Source organism: Rhizobium sp. BR 315 (genome assembly GCF_050577975.1).
In the GTDB taxonomy this organism is placed as follows: domain Bacteria; phylum Pseudomonadota; class Alphaproteobacteria; order Rhizobiales; family Rhizobiaceae; genus Rhizobium; species Rhizobium miluonense.
Map to the genome: position 1 here is coordinate 1 of NZ_JARWKZ010000128.1, position 1490 is coordinate 1490.

Annotated in this window: 1 protein-coding gene; it reads left to right on the forward strand. The window is 60.8% G+C overall.

Annotated features, from left to right (window positions below; genetic code table 11):
- The first annotated feature begins 31 nt into the window (after positions 1-31).
- A complete protein-coding gene (locus QD409_RS35310; RefSeq protein WP_430765021.1) occupies positions 32-1429 on the forward strand; it encodes an IS1182 family transposase in 1398 nt (465 codons plus the stop codon).
- Positions 1430-1490 lie beyond the last annotated feature (61 nt).

Consider the following 1490-nt stretch of genomic DNA (forward strand, 5'->3'; position numbering starts at 1 on the left):
TGGCCGCATTGGAAACGATGCGGCCATTTTCATGGGATACATTTCAGGGACTGATCGGGGTCAGACGTCGCTGTTGCCAGCCCGGATCGAGGATTACGTTGCGGCAGATGCTGCGGTGCGGGTGATCGATGCCTTTGTCGATGGGCTTGATGTTGCGCAGCTCGGATTCAGGCGAGCGGTTGAGGCCTCGACAGGTCGTCCCCCCTACGATCCGCGTGATCTGCTGAAGCTCTACATCTACGGCTATTTCAACGAGGTGCGCTCCTCCCGGCGACTGGAGCGTGAATGCCGGCGTAATGTGGAGACGATGTGGCTGCTGCGTCAGCTTGCGCCGGACTTCAAGACGGTCGCCGATTTCCGCCGTGACAACGGGCCGGCGATCGTCGGTGCCTGCCGGGCTTTCGTGCTGATTTGCCGCGATGCCGGTTTGTTCAGCGCCCGCCTGGTGGCGTTGGACGGGTCGAAGTTCCGCGCCGTGGCCAGTGCCAAGAAGATCATGGGACGCCGCGAGATCGAGGCGGAACGCGCCCGTCTCGACGGCAAGATCACCGCTTATCTCTCGGGACTGGATGAGGCCGATAAGAACGAGCCGGAGGATGCGGCCGACGCCGTGGCAAGCGCTATCGCATCGCTTGAGAGCCGCCGGGGCGAACTGGACCGGATGGCAAGACGGCTGGACGACGAAGGTCGTACCACGCTTGTCGATGGCGAGGCGGATGCACGGCCGATGGGCAAGGGCAAGGGACCAAAGCCGCCCGCCTACAATGTGCAGACCGCCGTCGATACCGATACCGGCCTGATCGTCCACCATGAGGTCACCGACGAGGCCACCGATAATCGCATGCTGCATCCGATGGCAAGCGCGACCAGGGACGAACTTTGCCTGGAAAGCCTGACGGTGGTTGCCGATGCCGGTTATTCCAATGGCGCTCAGGCCAGCGCCTGTGAGGAAGACGGCATCATGGCCTGCGCGCCGTCAAACCGCGCAGTCAACAATACCGGCGATGGCACCTTGTTCGATCGTCGCGCGTTCTCATACGATGTAGAGGCGGACCATTTCATCTGTCCGGCAGGCCATCAGCTGACGCGCAAACAGCTCATCAGCAAGGAGCGCAGCGTGCTCTATGCTGCACAGGCCGCCGATTGCGCCGCTTGTCTGCTCAAGCAAAAATGTACCACGGCCACCCGAAGATACGTCCAAAGGCATCTCGATGAAGATGCACTCGCCCGCATGCATCAACGGGCAACGCCCGACATGATGCGAAAGCGTCGATGCACCGCAGAACATCCGTTCGGCACCATCAAACGGATGATGGCAGGCGGACGTTTCCTGACCAGAAACCTCAAGGGCACCAGAACCGAAATGGCCCTCTCGGTGCTCGCCTACAACATCAGGCGCACCATAAACATAACATCAAAACCCGCATAGACCCAGAAACCAAAAGAGGCCCCGGTCAAACCGGAGCCTCCAAACGTTTCCACACAGGCTG

Coding starts and splice junctions, on each gene's coding strand:
- QD409_RS35310 (WP_430765021.1), top strand. CDS start 32: ATGGGATACATTTCAGGGACTGATCGGGGTCAGACGTCGCTGTTGCCA.